Below are 14,520 nucleotides of genomic sequence, written 5' to 3' on the forward strand. Positions count from 1 at the left end.
ACAGGGGTCCAGGCAAGAAAAGGGCAGACGCCGGTTGGCGCTGACCCTTTTATCCCGATCCATTATGGTTCCGAAGTTTCCGAACGGCCAAATAAATGGTATCCGTCTAACTATTATACCCAGCTTGGGCCCGTTTTTTGACCTTTATATTGTATCATATTTCATAAGGACGCCAATTCAGGTGCGCATCCAATAGGATGCCGGTGACGTATAATGTAGAAACGTTTCCTTTTTAGTAAAGGAATAAACAGGAATCAAAAACAAGGAGGACTCCTGCATGACATCAGCCTGGGAGACACGGGAGGAACTGCAAAGTCAGTTGAATACGATAACGAAATGGGAGAAGAGCCAGAAGGATATTTTTTTCTGGGAGAAAATCGGACGCCTGCCATTCATGCTGCTGGACCGGCTGACCCCAAAATGGATTCAGGACAAGATTGGAGCAGCACTGAACGAGGTCGGAGGATTCATTCAAAATGGCGGCAAATACCTGGTTCAGAAGCGAAGTGTATTGAGTGAGCTGGAACAGACCTGGGTGAATTTGCGTGAGCATGGAGCAGGGCGTTCCGAGATGACGATTAACGAGGCAGCCAGTCTGCCGCTCGCTGTCATGGACCACACGGCAGAAGAGCTTGCAGGAAAACGCGCCAAATTTGCAGCTGCACAAGGGGCGACTACGGGGTTTGGCGGTATTTTCACACTGGCTGTAGATATTCCTATGGTGCTCGGCATGTCGCTGAAGGTGCTGCAGGAGATGGCCATCTGCTACGGTTATGACCCGGAGGACAAGCAGGAGCGTGTCTTCATTATCAAATGTATGCAGTTCGCCTCTGCAGATATCGTCGGTAAAAAGGCGGTACTCGAGGAGCTCGCAGTCTTCGATCAAGCGCACAGTCAGGCGCAGGTGATCTCGCAGCTGCAGGGATGGCGGGAGGTCGTGAATTCATACCGTGACAATTTCGGCTGGAAGAAGCTGTTCCAGATGGTGCCGATCGCAGGCATGTTCATTGGCTCCTTCATGAACAAGGGAACGATTGAGGATGTGGCGGAAGCAGGGAGGATGCTGTATAAGAAGCGCCGGATTTTAAGCCGCTTGGCAGATGTGCCGAGTTTGCCGGGTACGGTGGAATAAGGTAGGACAGAAGCGGCTGCAGCCGAATGGAGGACTGCAGCCGCTTTTAGTTATGTACATGAATTAGAGGAGACCCTGTGAAGGAGAAGTATCAGAATGCCTTTGCATAGGACGGCTGCCAACCATCCAGAACAGGACAGAAAGTACGAACAAACCTGCTGCAGCTGTTGTTACACTAAGGAAGCCGCCGCTGTGAACATAGAGCCATCCTGCCATTGCAGAACCTGCGGTCGTCCCCAGATACATAATAGAGTTGCTAAGTGCAGCCGACAGTCCCCGCGCAGACGGAACGTAACTCTGGAGGATGGTCATCATGATTGGAAAAACGGCACCGGCTGCGGTGAACATAAGGAACCCAAGTACGCGCGCGGTGATGAGGCCCGGAGATTGTGAAAGAACGACATACAAAAAGGCTATGACCAGGATCCCGCTGTAAAGCGAAGTACGGATTCCAATACGCTGGGTCCACCTGGAGCCAAACACACTGCCCATAAGATTGCCGACACCAAGCGCCATTATAATGGTTCCTGCTTCACCGACGCTTGCCTGATATCGATCGTGCAGCCATGTTCCGATATAGCTGAAGGCGCCGAAATTGCCTAGCTGAAAGAGGAAATAGGCGGTAAAGGAATACCGAGCGGCCGGCAGAGACAGCAGCTGGCGGTAACCGGATAGGAAGGAATGGCGTGACGGTGTGCTGCCCGTAGTGCTCGTGCGTACAGAAGGAAGGGGTGGAACTTGAATGGCAATCCCTGCGGCCATGACGAGTCCGGCGATGCCAAGGGTCCAGAACGGCAGCTGCCACGAACCGATGTCCGCGAGCCAGGCTCCAAGCGGAACCCCGAGAGCCTGGGAACCGGCTAGGCCTGCTGTTACGAAGCCCATGGTCCGCAGAAGCTGTGCCGGGGGTACCAGCATGGGGACGGCAGCCCAGACCTGAGGGGTTACCATTGCTGCACACATGCCTGCAATTAAACGGAAGAGCACCATGGACCCAAAGCTCCAGGTAAACCCGCAGAGGAAGGTAGCAGCAGCGAAGCCCGTCAATCCGATGAGCATGACATTTCGCCGGTCAAGCCGGTCGGACAGGGGACCTGCAATGAGGGCAAAAACGGAATATCCAAGGGCGTAAGCACCGACAAGCCAACCGGAACGGTCTGCATGCATATGAAATTCAGATTGTATGGCAGGCAGCAGCGGCGAAACAATGAAAGTATCTGTTCCGATCAGGAACATGATGAGGAATAACATCGTAATGACAGATCCAGTTTTATGTACGTTTACAGCAGCAGTCATGAAGCAGTTCCACCTTTGTTGTTTAGTTAAATAACTATTGAACTATCTGATAAAAAGAAAGGTTCCTGGCGCTGCTGTTCACAGCGTGTCCAAGAACCCCGGCATCAGCCTATTAAAGGTATCGTGGTTAAGCTTTACATATTTAGTTTGGGCTTCTTTTCGTGTAGTTGTCAAACCGGCTTCCCGAAGAGTCCGGAAATGATACGATGCATTAGATTTGGAGACAGCACAGATTTCCCCGACCTCCCCACAGGCCATCTCTCGGTTATGCTGATACAGAGTCCGTACAATATCGATTCGGGTCATGTCGGCCAATGCCCTAAAGATTTTTACCAGCTGCTCGTCCTGAGCAGTACTTTGAAGTTGTTGTTCAATAGTCATAGAACTAATCTACAACAAGTTGCGGAATTTGACAACTGCACATTTTAAAGAGAATAAGGAACTGTTCGTAATCGTAATTTTCAAGGGGGATACCTTCCCCTCAATAAATATCTTCACACCAAAAAACGCCTGCTCCTAGCGAGTCAGGCGTTTCATTATTTTCCAACCTACCGGTTGTCAACGGTCTCCGGATACATATCATGATTCATCATGCGATGCTCAGCCATCTGCTCATATTTGGTGCCCGGTTTGCCGTAGTTGGTATACGGGTCGATGGAGATGCCGCCGCGCGGCGTAAATTTACCCCAGACCTCAATATAGCGCGGGTCCATCAGCTTGATCAGGTCATTCATAATAATGTTAACGCAGTCTTCATGGAAATCACCATGATTACGGAAGCTGAACAGGTAGAGCTTCAAGGATTTGCTTTCCACCATCTTGATGTCCGGAACATAGCTGATATAGATGGTAGCAAAATCCGGCTGACCTGTAATCGGGCACAGGCTGGTGAATTCCGGGCAGTTAAATTTGACAAAGTAATCCCGGTACGGGTGCTTGTTGTCAAAGCTCTCCAGAATGCCTGGATCATATTCAAAGGTGTATTGGGTCCCCTGGTTGCCCAGAAGGGTAATATCCTGCATTTCTTCACGTGGTCTTCCTGCCATGTTGTTTCCTCCAGATTCAATTCAAATATAGTTACACGCCGCGCTTGTTGCCCCACACCAGCGTATGAAGCTGCGGAAGCACACGCACATCGTTCAGTTCGTCCTTGTCCATCACCTGGTCAATCAACCATTCGTAGCGCCGGATCAGTGACAGCGCATGACTATCCGTCTCGCCGGTATGCACATCCGGGTTCCCCGTCTGCAGATAGAGGGGGATGTGCGGGTAGCGGGCATGTGCATGGATGGCATATGCCAGGTCTTTCTCATCAAAAATAACGATTTTCAGGCTGACGGATTTGCCATCCGTGCGCTGAGACAGGCGGCTGATGAGCTCATCCAGCTTGCCCCAGTCCGTATGCATGCCGGAGCTTGGCGGCTTCGGCGAGACGGTCACTTCGTCAATCTCGAGCAGCCAGTCCTGCCAGCGGGACCCTTGCGTCTCGACGGCCATGCGGATCCCTTTGCCGGCCAGAAGCCTTGTAAGCTCGCCTAGTGAACCCAGCAGCGCCGGATTGCCGCCGGAGAGGGTCACATGGGAGAAACGGGTGCCGCCGACTTCCTGCAGACGTTCCCAGATCTGTTCTGCGGTCAGCGGTGTGATGAGATCCTTGCCGCTGCCGTCCCACGTAAACGCCGAGTCGCACCAGGAGCAGCGATAATCACAGCCCGCCGTGCGGACGAACATCGTCTTTTGTCCAATAACCATGCCTTCGCCCTGTACGGTAGGTCCAAATATCTCCATTACAGGAATAGTCGCCATTACACCATCCACTCCCGTCTGGCTTCCGCATAGCTGGTTGGCGTCTCATAGAGCCGCACGAATTCGGTCCGTCCGCCCTCCACCCGGCTGGCATACGGCTCAGACTGAAGCGCCGTTTCCATCTGCTCATAGAGCCAGACGACCATGTTCTCAGCCGTCGTATTCATAGCAGGCAAAGATTCGTTAAGATACTGGTGATCGAGATACGTCTCGATATGCTTCTTCCAGATGTCCTTGATATCGCCAAAATCTACGGTCAGTCCGGTCTCACCCGGCATGCCACTGATGCCAAAGATGACCTTATACGTATGGCCATGCAAGTTCTTGCATTTGCCTTCATAGCAGTGCAGATGGTGGGCCGCGTCAAATGTAAATTCTTTGCTGACCAGCACCCGCTTACGGTGATAACGAAGCTGCTCCTGCTGGATATCGTCACCGAAAGCCTGCAGCTTCTCTACGATGCGAAAGGTCCCTGGTTCAAACATGACTTACACCGTCACGTTTCGCAATATACTGATCGAGACCCGCCTTGCGCAGCTTGCATGCCGGGCATTCACCGCAGCCATCGCCCATGATGCCGTTATAGCAGGTCAGCGTTTTGCTGCGTACATATTCAAAAGCGTTCAATTCATCCGCCAGCTCCCACGTCTCGGCCTTATTAAGCCACATGAGGGGAGTGTGAATGACGAACGGATAGTCCATCGAAAGGTTCAGGGTCACATTCAGCGATTTAATAAAGCTGTCCCGGCAGTCCGGGTAGCCGCTGAAGTCTGTCTCACAGACACCGGTAATGATATGCTTTGCGCCTTTTTGCTTGGCCAGTACGGCAGCGAAGCTGAGGAACAGCAAATTACGCCCGTCCACGAAAGTGCTTGGCAGTCCGCCTTCCTCCTGAGTGATGTCAATATCACTGCGTGTCAGCGCATTCGGCGCCAGCTGGTTCAGCAGGCTCATATCAAGTACCGTGTGCGGAACGTCCAGTTCGCGTGCGATATCGGCAGCACAGTCAATCTCCAGCTTATGACGCTGGCCATAGTTAAAAGTAACGGCTTCAACCTCAGCAAAACGTTCCTTTGCCCAGAATAGGCAGGTCGTGCTGTCCTGGCCGCCGCTGAATACGACCACCGCTTTTTCATTATTAAACATAAAAAAACCTCTCTATCTTCCTGGAATGTACAGGGCAGTGCCCTGATGCCGAAGATTAGAGAGTTCTTGAACTGACCAACAAAAAACAGACCTCACCCGGTAAGGGTAAAGCAGCCTTAGTTTTTTATAGAGGGAGTTCGCGAACCTCTCCCATGCCCAGGGCATGGCTTCTCTTCAATTCTGAAACATTATACCACGAATCTGCTGTATCACATTAAGAAAGTTGTGGGCATCTGATGAACTTACTTGATAAATACACTGCCAAAAGGGATCACCTCACGCAGAATGCGCTTCATCAGTCCGTCATCATTGATCTCGTCCTCCAGCTGTTGATTCTGACGTCCGGCCTGAAACAGAACTGACCCGTGGCCTGTCATTTTGAAATGATAATTCATATGCTGACTGGCCAGATTGTTGCCGTAGACGGTCAGCTCCAGACTGGCATTCTCAGGATAGGCGATAATACTGCCTGCATCGACATACAGCGGCTGGGTGGGATGCAGTTCCTGCTGGCATACCTGCCCCTGGGTCAGAATCCCGAGCTGTCCGTTCCCGGAGAATTTCATTTTGACTGCATCACGGGTAATCAGCATGTTCTTCATACTGATAATTTTGGATCGCATCTGAATGCCGTCGCTGAAGTAAAAGAGATGCCTGAAATCGTACAGCAGATCGCTGTCTCCATCCAGCTCGATGGTCTTCATGCTGAAGCCGGGCGGAAGGGCTGCTACGAACTGACAGGGTCCGCTCATGTCAGCCTGGATCAGCTTGCGCTTGCGGTACATGCCTTTCACATTCATCAAGCGATCGCTTCGTCCCTGGCTGGGACCGCGATAGGCGACGATCTGCTGGGGATGGAGGACGTGCACGCGGTCCCCCTCAGCGAGCGAGAAGGTCACGGCCAGTCCGGAACCTCCTTCGAAAGGCTCTGATGGAACAATGATCATCTGCCGGTCACTCCTTCCTATAACCCCGATGCGATCTTCTTCTCATCCCGTAACGGACCAGACGTGTCAGTATAAAATAGCCAATGATGAGTCCAATCACGGTAAAGAGCATCGCTTTGATCCGGCGGGCGTAGGCATCGCGTTCCTCCTGGGCTTTGCGCAGATCAGATACCATGGCAGTCAGCTTCTCGTTCTGCTGAACCAGCTGCGCATTCTGCTCCTGATAGGCCTGCGCATTGGATTTGGCCTGGTCCAGCTCGTCCAGTGTAGCCTGATAGTCTTCCTTTAATTTATAGACTTCGTTGGGCAGGTCGGAAAATTGCTCAATGCCCTTATACCAATCGTCAAAGTAACCTGCATGTGCCTGCGGAGCTTCCAGTCCGAAGAGGACTGCTGTTCCCAGGAGAACAGATATGAAGCGCATCACGGCACGGCGACATAAGGAGTTGGGCACAGAAGCCACCTCAATTCTATATAAACTGGAGAACATCTTAAATGGTTTTAACGCTGCGCCTGTTGACTGTCACGAACAAGAGACTACTACGAATCATGTCGGATTTCGTTTCTAAATTTTTACCCAGGGATGTCCGATTTCGACAGCCTTTTTTATAAAGAGATTTTATCATGAAACTATCCGGCACCCAATGTGCATTTCATGCCATCCGCTGTTTAACACCGATCTATTCCGGGTAATCCTAAATCATGGCGCCGCTATGATCACCATGGCATGACCGGTGGCTAAATAATAAACAGCTATGGATGGATATGGGACACACATATTGTCGGCCTTATACCAATATAATAAATAATCAGCATTCCTCATAGAATGCTTCAATAACAAAGGAGAATGATCGTGATGCAAGAACAAAACCAAACGTACAAAAAAATCCTGATTACTGTGAATGGAGAACCTATCGAACGCGAATTAATTGTTGACAGTGTCACTTATGCGCCTGTCTCCAGACCCCTGGAACGCGCGTATGATTTTGAAACACCGGCAAATGTTTAAAATTGTTATTAATTTTTTGATTTTACTTTATAACCGGATATCGAAAAGGACAGAGGCAGCCTGATCTTACAGGTTGCTTCTTTTTGTTATATTCATCTTGTAAAATCCATATATCTCATCATTAAACTTTTATAAAAGAACATACGTTCCCTGACAACTAGCTGTCGTGCAACCCTGTTAACTTAGAACCAAAGAAATAAAACCGGGGGAGTTATGCGCAAGTGAATTCAAATTTTCATGTGAATTATTCTTGGACCAAAGACGCACTGTCAACAAACAGTACCGAGCAAATCCATCTCCTGGTGGAATGGAGCTACGGTGCCATTCGCAAAAGAAGAAGATCAGTTCCAGCCAAGGCGGTCGGTTCAGACCTTCAGCTTGAATTGAAGCTGGAGGAGGGGATCCATTTAAAAAAGGTTGGAGGCTGCCGTACTACACTTCATGTTGGTGAGCATGGCGGCCCTGCTATACGTCTGGGCAGCCTGTATGCGGGATGCCCGAAGTATGCCGTTTTTACTTTTGAGGTGGAGCCTCATGCAACAGGGAGGATACTGGCAGTCAGTATGGAATGGTCAATGCGCAAGCCGGATCAGCCGTTAAATACCGTTGTTCGCGCGGATCCGTTGTTCCTTCAATTCACCACACATTTGGGTCTGCTCCAGAATGCGCCCAATCCACGGGTGGAGAAGTATGTGAAAATCAGTGATTCGCCATGCTTGGTCAAGGAAGCGGTGAAAGCCTTTGACCAGGGAGACCCGGCAAAGGGAGACTTTTTGCTGCGGCGCCGGGCAGATGAGCTGTTGATCCTGGCAGCTCGAAGCGGTGACCCGGATTATTTAATAGAGTCGGAGACGATCGAGAAGCTTCAACAACTGCTCGACGCTACTTTAGACCCAGATCTCTTCATAAAAGTAAAAGGTTTTTAGATTTATGAAGATAAATTACATAGGAAAATTGTGTTTATAAGTCGAATGTACTAGTTTATATAAGATGATAGTGAGTCTAATAGACTACTAGTACGTCCAGGAGGGAACACCATGACTGATCGACTTATTCGCTTGATGCGCATCATCACTTTAATTCAGGGTAAACCTGGTATACTGGCCAGGGAACTGGCTGAACGCTGCGAGACTTCAGAACGAACAATATACAGGGATATGGAGGCACTGAGCGCCATGCATATCCCGATTGCTAATATGGGCCATGGGAAGGGTTATCAGTTTATCAGCCAGTTCTCGCTGTACCCGCTCAATTGGACGGAGGAGGAAACGAAGGCATTCGAGGATTTGTCGCTGGTGATGGACCAGATCCAGCCGGCGCTGCCACCTGCTTTTGAGACAGCCTATGAGAAGCTGATGGCATCCCGGCATAAGAGCAGGCTTGACCAGAATGTGATTGCCAAGCAGGTGTCTGACATTTTCAAGACGGGTACGCCTGCGGCACTGGAGGAGGAGAAAACGGATTTTCTCCTTCCTATCATTCTAGCTAGTCTGACACAGCAGACGATTCGGGCATCTTACCATGATCCGTCACTCCATAAAGAAGCCCGTCCCGCTCCACGCTATATCGACCCGTATTATCTGATCCCCCGGGAACACCGCTTCTATCTGGTCGGCTTCTGTCATGAGGAACAGGAGGTGAGAACCTTCAGGGTAAGCGGTCTTACGAATGTAACGATTACTAATGAAACCTTCCGCAAGGACTACTTCCATTTTGAGGCCTTTTACCGCAATTCCTGGTCACTTCACCATGGCAGCGGGCATATTCATTTCAAAATTAAATTTTCGGCCGAGGCAGCCGAATATGTCAAAAATGAAGAGATGTTCGTGCGCCCGGTTATTACGGATCTGCCTGACGGCAGCATCCTGTTTGAAGTTACGCTGAATCATGATTATGATTTTTTGTGCTGGCTGACCAAGTTTGGACCAAGCGCCGAGATTCTGGAACCCAAGCTGTACCGGAGCAGTATGCTGAAACGGCTTGAAGCCTGGACCCGAGTCTACAGCTCGGGTGAATGATCAGTCCTTCTTGAACAGATTCGCCAGACTGCCGAACGGGTTCGAGCTATCGTCTTCCGCGTCATCACTGGAGTAGACCAGACTGGAGCCGCCTGTCTCCAGCTCGGCCTCATTCCTCTCCAGCTCGAAGCGGTCGAAGTAATGCTTGAATACTTCGGCTGTGTTCAGGGCATCGTCCAGCGCCAGGTGCTGGCGGCCGTCGAATTCAATTCCGCACAGCTCCAGGGCCTGCTTTAACCCGATCTGGCGATATGTCCCTTCGCTGCTGAGCGAACGGGATAACTGCTGCTGCAGATCGTTGGTATTACATATCCAGCTTGCATCTACTTCATGGGTCCGGCAGTGGGACAGCAGCTTGGAACGGTCATCGGGTCCCCATGCGCACAGGTAGTAGGGGGCGTCAGCGGCCAGCCACTCCCTGAACAATACAGCAGCGTGAGGAAACAGGGGAGCCGCATCGATGTCTTTTTGGGTGATGCCGGTAAATTGGACTGTATCGGATGACAGGACAGAACGATTAGAAGGCCTTACAAAAGTCTGGAAGGTATCCACCGTAACCAGAACTCCGTTCTCTTGTGTCAGCTTTACGGCCCCGATATCAATAATTTCAGAAGAGTACCGCGTATTGCGGCTGACGGTAAACTCAAGATCATAAATTACATAATACATGCCGATGCTCCTTTGGTCACAGCATATTAGGCCATGTGTCGAATACGGCAAAATGCTGATACATAATATATTTCGGATAATTCTATCTTAACGCTTCCGCGTGCTTCTGTCAGCGCAGGAATCCGGAAGGGACTTCCGCTTCAGGTTGACAAGGGCTCTAACAGCGGAGTAATATGGGGGAAATTATGAATACGTGATCAGCAAAGACCAGGAATATGGGATACGGTTCAGGAGTGAACAGAGAGGCGGCTCCAGGCTGCAAGGCCGCCCGCATCCGGCCGTTTCCTCCTCTCCTGCAGCTGCGGCGTCCGATGATGGACCAACGCCGCCGGTATGGACCGTTATCCCTCCAGAGGAATACGTCGGCTTCGACAGACCCGCTAAACATCATGACGTATTCAAACTAGGGTGGTACCACGACCAGCACACTCGTCCCTTGCGATGAGTGTGCTGTTTTGTGTTCTATTCTGCTGACTGGAGTTGAAGGAAATGCGTCAAAGCCAACTATTAAGCACGACATTGAGAGAAGCACCTGCAGAGGCCGAGACGGCCAGCCACCGGCTGCTGCTGCGGGCGGGTTACATTCGTCAGCTGGCAGCGGGAATCTACAGCTATCTGCCGCTCGCTAGGCGTGTCCTGCACAAGATTGAGAGGATTGTCCGGGAAGAGATGGAGCATGCCGGTGCGCAGGAGGTGCTGCTGCCCTCGCTGCAGCCTGCCGACCTGTGGGAGAAATCGGGACGATATGAAAGATACGGCCCCGAGCTGATGCGTCTTCAGGACCGGCACCGCCGTCCATTTGTTCTGGGACCGACGCATGAGGAGGTTATTACGGCACTGGTAGATGGTGAGGTTTCTTCTTACCGGCGGCTGCCGGTAACCGTCTATCAGATCGGGACCAAGTTCAGGGATGAGCGCCGTCCGCGCTCCGGTTTGCTCCGCGGCCGGGAATTCATGATGAAAGATGCTTACTCTTTTGCTGCAGGGTGGACAGAACTGGATGATGCATATCAAGCCATGTTCAGCGCTTATCACCGCATCTTCGAGCGGTGCGGACTTCGGTTCGCTGCGGTTGAGGCCGATGCCGGCAGCATAGGTGGAGAGGGAGGAACCCATGAATTTATGGCACTGGCTGAATCCGGGGAGGACTGGATTGTGAGTGCACCTGCCAGCGGCTATGCGGCTAATCTGGAGAAGGCGTACACGAGGCGGGCTGATTCTGTCCTGGACACGAGCACAGAGGCGCTGGAAGGGTCGCCTCGGGATTGGAGTGCGGATCTGCCCTTTACTAGGCTCGATACCCCGGGGATCAAGTCGATTGATGAGCTGACAGCATTTTTGAAGGTGCCTGCATCCCGGATTGTTAAGACCTTGATTTATAAGGCAGGCCAGCAGGTTGCGGCTGTACTGGTCCGTGGTGACGATGAGGTGAACGAACTCAAGGCGGCAGCTCTTCTAGGCGTAGATGAAATAGAGATGATCGATGCGGCGCAGGCTGAGTCGCTGGGACTGGCCGTGGGGTTTATCGGGCCTGTTGGTCTGAAGCTGACTGTGCTTGCCGATCCGAGTGTCATGGATATGGGGTCTGCGATTACCGGTGCTAATGAGATGGATATGCACCTCTCTGGCGTTGTGCCGGGCCGTGATTTCGAGCCGGATCTGATTGCTGATGTCCGGCTGGCCAAGGAAGGAGATCTTGATCCGCAATCTGGCGAGCCTGTTGTATTTACCCGGGGCATTGAGATCGGCCATGTCTTCAAGCTGGGAACCAAGTACAGTGAGGCGCTGGGCGCGATGTATCTGGATCAGAATGGTCAGCAGAAGCCTTTTATCATGGGTTGTTACGGTATCGGTGTATCGCGGCTGCTCTCCGCGATCGTCGAGCAGCGTCATGATGAGCAGGGGATAATCTGGCCGGAGGGACTGGCTCCGTACGATGTGCATTTGATTCCTGTATCTGTTAAGGACGAATCTCAAATGGCAGCAGCTGAGGAGCTTGAACAGATACTGCAGAAGCTCGGGTTCGATGTCTTGATGGATGACCGGGATGAGCGGGCAGGTGTGAAATTTAAGGATGCTGATCTCATTGGCTGCCCTGTGCGGTTAGTCGTGGGAAAAGGTGCAGCGGAACGGATCGTCGAATGGAAGGAACGCGCAGCAGAAGGGAAGGAAGAGTTGACCTTTGAAGAAGCTATACAGCGGCTGAAAAGCCGCAGGAGGTAGCGCAAGACAGCAGTTCCGTTGATAAGAAAGACCCGTTTCCCGGTGAGTCCGGGAAACGGGTCTTTCTGTAATAGCTGCCTAAAGCGCATCCGTATGCACCAGCTCCCTGGGAATGCCAATGCGCATAAAATAGTTCTCCAGCGGCTCACCGGATTCGATGGGCTGGCCAGCCCCCAGCAGGGCCACGGCAAAACGGTTGGCCTGCCGTTCCAGCTTGCCTGGGCGGAAGTAGGAATGTTCCTCCATGAAGAAGCGGCTGATGCCCTTATGAAGACGGTCATGACCAAGCTCATGGGCACAGACGAAACGCTGCCATTCGGGGATCAGACCGTTATGAATGACAATAAAACGCCGCCGCAGCTTCCGGAAGTACAATCCTTTGGTGGCTGAGCCAAGGTCCGCATAGCGGATATGTATGCCCAGCGCGTCCGCCAGCTCGAAGGGGCAGTTCGTGCGGTATTTGCGAACCAGCCTATGTATCAGATCATCCAAGATTATCACCTGCCCGTTCAAGTCGGAAGTGCATTGCTGTGGACATCATCATTCCGCCGGATCGGGACGGCGCCTTGGCTTATGCTTGTTCATCTGCTTGGCCTCCCAGAACAGACCGGTCAATACATCCTTGATCCGCTTTTTGTCTTCCTGATTCAGGGGGATGCCGTCAAACATCAGCTCGCCGTCTTCTTCGAGCATTTTCTTGAAATCCCGCTTATCACGTGAATTAGCCCAGTCCGGTACAGCGCCCTTCTCGTTCATATAAGCCTCGGCCCCGTCCTCCAAGTAACCAGCCCGCTGCATCAGCTCCGCATAGGGGATGCCCAGTGCATCGGAAATTTTGCGGATGGTCACTGGCTTGGGCACACCCCGCAGACCGTTCTCGATACGGGAAATCTGGGAATTGCTGATATCCGCAGATGCGGCGAGTTGGTTGATGCTCATTCCCTGCTCTTCACGCAGATGTCTCATATAAGTACCAAAGCTGTGCTGCTCCATGGTGGCTGCCACTCCTTTTGTGTTCTGTCTTTACTATAAACGATCATTGCCATAAGGTAAAGGAAAAACAGGATAAATGTAAGCCAAAAGGTAATAATGGGGATGTATCCATCCATTTTCCTGTGATTTTGCCCGATAACGAGGTTTTACCCGAAATGGCTGTCCATGCTATGTTGAAACTGCCCTTCTTTAATGAAAAGGAGGTTTTTTTTACAAAATAAAAACGAACAAATGTTCCTGTTTTGGTTGTTGTTTTGGCGGGCAAGTCAACTTTAAGTAATAAAAAACAAGATGAGAACCAATTCAAAGCTGGATGAAAGGTTAGGTGATCTGCAGGATGGGTACAGAAAAAAACTTGCAACAGCATGACAGTCCATCGGCCGGTAAAGATACGTTACTTGCCTCGTTCTTCGCGGTGCCTGAGCATAGGAGATTATTCCACGAGGTGCAGCGGAAGCCGAATAATGAAAACCGTCAGCAGCTGGATGAGGCTTTCCGTATTTTCTTTTTTGATATCCGGTTCCGGGCTTATATATCCATGCTTGTTCATTATTATGCTGTAGGTTTTGACCGAAGGGAACGCCGGGAACGTTCCAGGTATGAGCTGATTCTGGATCAGCCGGTTCAACCGGAAGAGGGAGGAACGAGCCGGATTGAACTGATGGCTGATCCTATATCAGAGAATGGGAGCCGGGATCAGGAGCCTGCAGGCGGGGTACTGCTGGAGGATATGATCGGATGCGAATCCTTGTATGTGACGTTGAAAAAGCTGACATTGCGGGAGAAAGAAGTGATAACCGCTGCTTATGTAAGTCAGCAGAGTGATACGGAGATTGCCGGAGCCCTGGGCATCACCCAGCAGGCCGTGTCGAAGACACGAAGCCGGGCAATCCGGAAATTGAGAGAAGCTTATGTGAAGAGAGGTGGATGAAGATGAATAATTTATTTGAACTGTGCCGGCAGGCCCAGCGATATCACCCGCAGGCCATGGAGCGCATTCTGGAGCTGTTCCAGCCAAAGATCAGCCGCTCCTTATGTCAGACAAGTATTCAGGAAAGGGACGATTTGCGCCAGGAGCTGTACCTCAAAATGATTGAAGCTGTCCAAAAATATGATCTGGATCGTACCCCCGGCTTTTGGCAGTTTGTAGATGAATTCGGACAGGTCCCGGAGCTGACCGGGTTATCTGCTGAACGGCCGGAAGGGGCAGGAGCCAGTCTTTCACAATAAGAGGGGAGTGACCATACCGTGGTCATCGTCTCGCATATATTACAATATAGG

19 protein-coding genes and 1 riboswitch are annotated in these 14,520 nt (G+C 51.3%); of the genes, 8 read left to right on the plus strand and 11 right to left on the minus strand.

All coding sequences use genetic code 11. The annotated features are described in order from the left end of the window. The first annotated feature begins 277 nt into the window (after positions 1 to 277). Positions 278 to 1,132 carry an EcsC family protein gene (locus Q5741_RS12170; RefSeq protein WP_305024363.1) on the plus strand — a complete coding sequence of 285 codons (855 nt, stop codon included), beginning with the start codon at positions 278 to 280 and terminating at the stop codon, positions 1,130 to 1,132. Positions 1,133 to 1,195: 63 nt separating this feature from the next. Here the strand turns inward: Q5741_RS12170 and Q5741_RS12175 are convergent, their stop codons facing one another. The 8 genes from Q5741_RS12175 to Q5741_RS12210 all read right to left on the minus strand — a co-directional run bounded on the left by Q5741_RS12175 (position 1,196) and on the right by Q5741_RS12210 (position 6,751). After that, the gene (locus Q5741_RS12175; RefSeq protein WP_305024364.1) at positions 1,196 to 2,428 is read right to left on the minus strand and encodes an MFS transporter; all 1,233 of its coding nucleotides are present in this window, start codon (positions 2,426 to 2,428) and stop codon (positions 1,196 to 1,198) included. 78 nt (positions 2,429 to 2,506) lie between these two features. Beyond that, positions 2,507 to 2,809, minus strand: a complete 303-nt coding sequence (locus tag Q5741_RS12180) for an ArsR/SmtB family transcription factor (RefSeq protein WP_305024365.1) — start codon at positions 2,807 to 2,809, stop codon at positions 2,507 to 2,509. Positions 2,810 to 2,976: 167 nt separating this feature from the next. Further along, complete coding sequence (queF, locus tag Q5741_RS12185; protein ID WP_305024366.1) at positions 2,977 to 3,474, minus strand: preQ(1) synthase; 498 nt, start codon at positions 3,472 to 3,474, stop codon at positions 2,977 to 2,979. A 31-nt stretch (positions 3,475 to 3,505) separates the two neighbouring features. After that, positions 3,506 to 4,234 (minus strand): 7-carboxy-7-deazaguanine synthase QueE, encoded by a 729-nt coding sequence (gene queE / locus Q5741_RS12190; protein ID WP_305024367.1) that lies wholly within the window; start codon positions 4,232 to 4,234, stop codon positions 3,506 to 3,508. Beyond that, entirely contained in the window at positions 4,234 to 4,719 is a 486-nt protein-coding gene (gene queD, locus Q5741_RS12195; RefSeq protein WP_305024368.1) for a 6-carboxytetrahydropterin synthase QueD, read from the minus strand. Before queD ends, queE begins: the two co-directional genes overlap by 1 nt. Then, positions 4,712 to 5,380, minus strand: a complete 669-nt coding sequence (gene queC / locus Q5741_RS12200; RefSeq protein ID WP_305024369.1) for a 7-cyano-7-deazaguanine synthase QueC — start codon at positions 5,378 to 5,380, stop codon at positions 4,712 to 4,714. The genes queD and queC overlap by 8 nt, the downstream gene beginning before the upstream one ends. A 110-nt stretch (positions 5,381 to 5,490) precedes the next feature. Next, a riboswitch (PreQ1 riboswitch) is annotated at positions 5,491 to 5,534 on the minus strand. 88 nt (positions 5,535 to 5,622) lie between these two features. Further along, entirely contained in the window at positions 5,623 to 6,327 is a 705-nt protein-coding gene (locus Q5741_RS12205; protein WP_305024370.1) for an AIM24 family protein, read from the minus strand. Between the two features lie 7 nt (positions 6,328 to 6,334). After that, entirely contained in the window at positions 6,335 to 6,751 is a 417-nt protein-coding gene (locus Q5741_RS12210) for a hypothetical protein (RefSeq protein WP_407074357.1), read from the minus strand. A gap of 432 nt (positions 6,752 to 7,183) precedes the next feature. Here Q5741_RS12210 and Q5741_RS12215 point away from each other — a divergent pair, with 432 nt between their 5' ends. The 3 genes from Q5741_RS12215 (at position 7,184) to Q5741_RS12225 (ending at position 9,354) form a co-directional block, all read left to right on the plus strand. Continuing rightward, complete coding sequence (locus Q5741_RS12215) at positions 7,184 to 7,336, plus strand: hypothetical protein (protein WP_305024372.1); 153 nt, start codon at positions 7,184 to 7,186, stop codon at positions 7,334 to 7,336. 239 nt (positions 7,337 to 7,575) lie between these two features. Next, on the plus strand, positions 7,576 to 8,262 hold the full coding sequence (locus Q5741_RS12220) for a hypothetical protein (protein ID WP_305024373.1): 687 nt from the start codon (positions 7,576 to 7,578) through the stop codon (positions 8,260 to 8,262). A gap of 111 nt (positions 8,263 to 8,373) precedes the next feature. Then, a complete protein-coding gene (locus Q5741_RS12225; RefSeq protein ID WP_305024374.1) occupies positions 8,374 to 9,354 on the plus strand; it encodes a helix-turn-helix transcriptional regulator in 981 nt (326 codons plus the stop codon). On the opposite strand, the gene Q5741_RS12230 is transcribed toward Q5741_RS12225, so the two are convergent. Further along, positions 9,355 to 10,023, minus strand: a complete 669-nt coding sequence (locus Q5741_RS12230; protein WP_305024375.1) for a 3'-5' exonuclease — start codon at positions 10,021 to 10,023, stop codon at positions 9,355 to 9,357. A gap of 193 nt (positions 10,024 to 10,216) precedes the next feature. Between Q5741_RS12230 and Q5741_RS12235 the strand changes: the two genes are divergently transcribed. Then, the gene (locus Q5741_RS12235; RefSeq protein ID WP_305024376.1) at positions 10,217 to 10,468 is read left to right on the plus strand and encodes a hypothetical protein; all 252 of its coding nucleotides are present in this window, start codon (positions 10,217 to 10,219) and stop codon (positions 10,466 to 10,468) included. Between the two features lie 44 nt (positions 10,469 to 10,512). Further along, positions 10,513 to 12,246 carry a proline--tRNA ligase gene (locus Q5741_RS12240; RefSeq protein ID WP_305024377.1) on the plus strand — a complete coding sequence of 578 codons (1,734 nt, stop codon included), beginning with the start codon at positions 10,513 to 10,515 and terminating at the stop codon, positions 12,244 to 12,246. Between the two features lie 78 nt (positions 12,247 to 12,324). On the opposite strand, the gene Q5741_RS12245 is transcribed toward Q5741_RS12240, so the two are convergent. After that, on the minus strand, positions 12,325 to 12,738 hold the full coding sequence (locus tag Q5741_RS12245; RefSeq protein ID WP_305024378.1) for an ImmA/IrrE family metallo-endopeptidase: 414 nt from the start codon (positions 12,736 to 12,738) through the stop codon (positions 12,325 to 12,327). 48 nt (positions 12,739 to 12,786) lie between these two features. Beyond that, entirely contained in the window at positions 12,787 to 13,239 is a 453-nt protein-coding gene (locus tag Q5741_RS12250; protein WP_305024379.1) for a helix-turn-helix domain-containing protein, read from the minus strand. A gap of 337 nt (positions 13,240 to 13,576) precedes the next feature. Between Q5741_RS12250 and Q5741_RS12255 the strand changes: the two genes are divergently transcribed. After that, positions 13,577 to 14,170, plus strand: a complete 594-nt coding sequence (locus Q5741_RS12255; RefSeq protein WP_305024380.1) for a sigma-70 family RNA polymerase sigma factor — start codon at positions 13,577 to 13,579, stop codon at positions 14,168 to 14,170. 2 nt (positions 14,171 to 14,172) lie between these two features. Further along, the gene (locus tag Q5741_RS12260) at positions 14,173 to 14,469 is read left to right on the plus strand and encodes a helix-turn-helix domain-containing protein (protein ID WP_305024381.1); all 297 of its coding nucleotides are present in this window, start codon (positions 14,173 to 14,175) and stop codon (positions 14,467 to 14,469) included. Positions 14,470 to 14,520 lie beyond the last annotated feature (51 nt).

The organism is Paenibacillus lacisoli, assembly GCF_030580655.1.
Classification (GTDB): Bacteria; Bacillota; Bacilli; order Paenibacillales; family Paenibacillaceae; genus Paenibacillus; species Paenibacillus lacisoli.